The organism is Calditrichota bacterium (genome assembly GCA_013151735.1).
Taxonomy (GTDB): Bacteria; Zhuqueibacterota; JdFR-76; order JdFR-76; family BMS3Abin05; genus BMS3Abin05.
The window spans coordinates 1-3,827 of sequence record JAADHR010000024.1 but is presented as its reverse complement, the minus strand read 5'-3'; the positions used below and the strand labels follow the sequence as shown (position 1 = coordinate 3,827).

The window sequence follows — 3,827 nt, the reverse complement described above, 5'->3', positions numbered from 1 at the left end:
GTCTGCTGGCAAACGTTCAGCAAGGGGGCCATACCATTCCCTTCTCAAACGGCCCCCGATTTGTGGCGTCCGGAAGTCGGGATTCGGTTGTTCAGGCGAGGATTCACACAAAACGCCTTCCGCACGCGGTGAAGCTTTTCGTTGAAGGACAGCCTCATTTTAAAAAGTTAGCATGGACGATAGACGGTAGTGGCTGGCTTGGTCTGGAGTACGTTCTCTCCGACACGGGGCAGGTGGATTACCTGGGCATTTCGTTTGATTATCCCAAAAAGCGGGTTCACACAATGACCTGGCTTGGGAAGGGGCCTTACCGTGTCTGGCAGAATCGACTGAAAGGGCAACACGTGGATGTGTGGGAAAACGGTTTCAAGAATTTTGCACCGGCCACAGCTTGGAACTATCCCGAATTTGAGGGATACTACGCTCAAGTCAATTGGGCGGTGCTCCAAACAGACGACGGCCCCGTAACGCTGGCCATCGATTCAGACAGCCTGTTTTTGCGCCTGTTCTCGCAGCCCGATGGGGATCATCCCCGGCACACCAAAATGATCTGGCCGCCAGGGGGGATTTCCATCCTGCATGCCATTCCGGCGATGGGTACAAAATTTAAGGATGCAGATCAATTTGGCCCGGAAAGCCAGAAATTTGAGGCAAAGGGCCTGTACTCAGGGAAGCTCTATTTCTATTTTGGATTGCCGTGAAAATAATGGCCGCGAATGTGCGAATAAAAAGATAATCATTCACGCATTTGCGGCTATTTTTATTTTCGCCGTTTGGCCAGTTCCCGCCAGACACTGGAGAGGGGCACTCCTGCATCCGCCAGTAAGACGAGCAGGTGATAGAGCAAATCGGCGGTTTCTTCCACCAGACGCTGGCCCGTTTGGGCCAGGTAGGCCACCAGGGTCTCCGTGGCTTCTTCCCCCACTTTTTGCGCAATTTTGGCCTTGCCCTCGCGAAACAACTCCACGGTGTAGGACTTTTCAGGCCGCTGTTTTTTGCGCTCCAGAATGAGGTCTTCCAAATCCTGCAAGATGGCTTCTGAAGAAGGCTGTTCGTCTGCCGTGACCGCGCGGTAAAAACAGGATTGGTGGCCCGTGTGGCAGGTAGGGCCTTCGGGTTCGACCTTAAGCAAAATGGCGTCGGCGTCGCAATCCACGCGGATTTCCTTCACGTGCTGAAAATGCCCGGAGGTTTCGCCCTTCAACCAGAGGCTCTGCCGCGAACGGCTGTAAAAGTGCGCCAGTTTGGTTTTTAGAGTTTTTTGATAGGCTTCCTCGTTCATGTAGCCAAGCATCAACACCTGGCCGGTGTGCACATCCTGCAAAATGGCGGGAAGCAAAGGACTTTTGGTAAAATCGGGTTCAAGCATGGGTTCCTCTGAATTTAGAATTTCACCCGCGAAACACGCGGAAATGCAAAACAGCAAAAATATTCCCCAAAAAAATTGCGGTTGTAGAGCCGCAAAATCTTGCGACTCTACAAGAAAAAATTTGCGAAGATGTTTAGTTAAAAACGCAACATTCCCTGAATTCTTTTAAACAGTTTTGCGGTTACCTCGCAGATTTCACCTTTTCCAACAAATGTTCCGCATTTTTCAGAACGTCTGCGAATTGCTCCTCTGTGAGGCCCGCGCCCAATCCTACCTTTCTCACCATCTCGTCCGAGAGGTAATCGCTGATTGTGTGGGCGTCGCTGTCGATGACCATTTGAGCTCCGAATTTGAGTGCCTGTTGAGCCACGTAACCGTTGGTTAGGGAATGGCCTTTTCGGGCGGAAATTTCCAGATAAATCCCGCGGCTGGCGGCCAGCTGCACGTCGTCCTCTGAAATAAATCCGGGGTGCGCCAATATGTCGATGTCCGATTCCATGGCAAAATGATTGGTTCCCGGCGGCACCAGTTCCACCGGCGTTTCACCGTGTACCACAATGATTTGGGCCCCGAAGTGCCGGGCCTTTTCGGCAATTTCAGGGATACTTTCTGCCGGGGCGTGGGTAATTTCTACCCCGGGAATGGCAGTAATATCCCAGCGGCGGTTGGCGTCCTCGCAAACGCGGAGTATTTGTTCCAGTACCGGCTTCCAGTTGCCTGCGTCCACGTGGTCCGTGAGGCCGATGGCCCGATACCCCAGTTTCCAGGCGTAGTAGATGGCTGCCGAGGGATTCAGGTACCCGTCACTGAGAAAGGTGTGTGTGTGAAAATCAATGACCATGTTTCCTCCAATTTTTTGCACTCAAATTTTTCAGCTCCCTGAGCGTGTCGAAGGGACGTTGGCCTAATGTGCGGTTGCTTCGACAGGCTCAGCAACCGATTAGTGGCTCAGCGTCCGATTAATGGCTTGGTACCCGCACGGTTCCGGTCCCTGAGCTTGTCGAAGGGACGGAACAAAAACGGCGTTTTTTGCGCTGTTACGATTTCGCAGTGAGAATTTCACATTCTCACCACAATGCCGTTCTGTTCCAGAAAACACTTCACTTCACCAATGCTCAATTCCCCGAAATGGAACAGAGACGCGGCGAGGGCGGCGTCGGCATGGCCTTCAGAAAAGGCTTCAAGAAAATGTTCCTTTTTCCCGGCTCCGCCGGACGCAATCACCGGCAGGTTCACCGCATCCGAAATGGCCTGTAAAAGGGGAATATTGTACCCGGATTTAGTACCGTCCCGATCGATGCTGGTCAGTAGAATTTCACCGGCTCCCCGGGCTTCCGCTTCTTTTGCCCAGGCCACCGCATCTTTACCCGTTGGCGTTCGTCCGCCGCGGGAGTACACTTCAAAAAAACGGCCGTTCCATTTGGCGTCGATAGCAACCACAATGCACTGATTCCCAAAGATTTTAGCCCCCTTTTCAATTAAATCGGGATTTTGAATCGCGGCTGTGTTTACGGAAATTTTGTCTGCTCCGGCCGAAAGCAGGGCATTCATGTCGTCTACCGTGCGAATGCCGCCCCCCACGGTAAAGGGAATGAAAATCGCCTCAGCCGTGCGCGACACCACATCCAGTAAAATGGCACGTTCTTCCACCGAGGCGGTAATGTCCAAGAACACCAGTTCGTCGGCCCCTTCTTCGTTGTAGCGAATCGCATTCTCCACCGGATCGCCGGCATCCACTAAATTAACAAAGTTAATTCCTTTAACCACCTTTCCGTGGTGGACGTCGAGACAGGGAATAATTCGTTTGGCTAACATCTGCGCTGCTCCAGTTGCTGATTCAAATGAACAAAATCCAGGGTTCCGGCGTAGAGGGACTTCCCCAAAATGACACCTTCAATGGTTGGGAGCTCCGGGCGGCAGAACTGCAGGACGTCCGCTTCGGTGGCAATGCCTCCGGAAACGACTATCTGAAACGAGAAAGCCTCTGCCATCCGGAAAACCGTTTCGGTATCCGGACCGGACAGCATGCCGTCACGGGAAATGTCGGTGTAAATTACGTGGCCGATGCCCTTTTCTTCCCACTGGCGCAAAAAGGCAAACAATTCCATTGAGGAAACCTTTTCCCAGCCGTGCGTGGCAATTTTCCCTCCAAGCGCATCCACGCCCAACGCAATTTTTTCAGATGAAAATTCCTGGAGCGCTTTTTCCACGATTTCAGGCTGCGTAACAGCCACGCTCCCCAGGATGACGCGGGTCACGCCGAGATGGAGGGCCCGTTGAATGGTGTCCAGAGAGCGAATGCCGCCCCCCAATTCCACGGGAATGGAGATCGCCCGAACGATGGAGGCAATGATTTCGGTGTGAACCGAGTGCCCTGCAAAAGCACCGTCCAGATCGACCAGATGAAGCAGCTTGGTGCCCTGTTTTTCCCAGTGGCGGGCGGTTTCCACGGGATCGT

5 protein-coding genes are annotated in these 3,827 nt (G+C 52.9%); 1 reads left to right on the top strand and 4 read right to left on the bottom strand.

The genetic code is table 11. From position 1 onward, the window contains the following. On the top strand, positions 1 to 701 hold a 701-nt coding region (locus GXO76_01600), incomplete at its 5' end, for a hypothetical protein (GenBank protein ID NOY76542.1). A gap of 59 nt (positions 702 to 760) precedes the next feature. Here the strand turns inward: GXO76_01600 and GXO76_01595 are convergent. From GXO76_01595 to GXO76_01580, 4 genes are all read right to left on the bottom strand, one after another. Continuing rightward, entirely contained in the window at positions 761 to 1,369 is a 609-nt protein-coding gene (locus tag GXO76_01595) for a bifunctional phosphoribosyl-AMP cyclohydrolase/phosphoribosyl-ATP diphosphatase HisIE (GenBank protein ID NOY76541.1), read from the bottom strand. A 181-nt stretch (positions 1,370 to 1,550) separates the two neighbouring features. After that, a complete protein-coding gene (locus GXO76_01590) occupies positions 1,551 to 2,210 on the bottom strand; it encodes a histidinol phosphate phosphatase domain-containing protein (protein ID NOY76540.1) in 660 nt (219 codons plus the stop codon). A 218-nt stretch (positions 2,211 to 2,428) separates the two neighbouring features. Beyond that, positions 2,429 to 3,184 (bottom strand): imidazole glycerol phosphate synthase subunit HisF, encoded by a 756-nt coding sequence (gene hisF / locus GXO76_01585; GenBank protein ID NOY76539.1) that lies wholly within the window; start codon positions 3,182 to 3,184, stop codon positions 2,429 to 2,431. Beyond that, the coding region (locus GXO76_01580; protein NOY76538.1) for a 1-(5-phosphoribosyl)-5-((5-phosphoribosylamino)methylideneamino)imidazole-4-carboxamide isomerase at positions 3,178 to 3,827 on the bottom strand (650 nt) is incomplete at its 5' end. The genes GXO76_01580 and hisF, both read right to left, overlap by 7 nt.

What these genes read in the sequence shown, in the direction of transcription:
- GXO76_01595 (NOY76541.1), bottom strand. Translation starts at nt 1,369, where the DNA reads ATGCTTGAACCCGATTTTACCAAAAGTCCTTTGCTTCCCGCCATTTTG.
- GXO76_01590 (NOY76540.1), bottom strand. Translation starts at nt 2,210, where the DNA reads ATGGTCATTGATTTTCACACACACACCTTTCTCAGTGACGGGTACCTG.
- hisF (NOY76539.1), bottom strand. Translation starts at nt 3,184, where the DNA reads ATGTTAGCCAAACGAATTATTCCCTGTCTCGACGTCCACCACGGAAAG.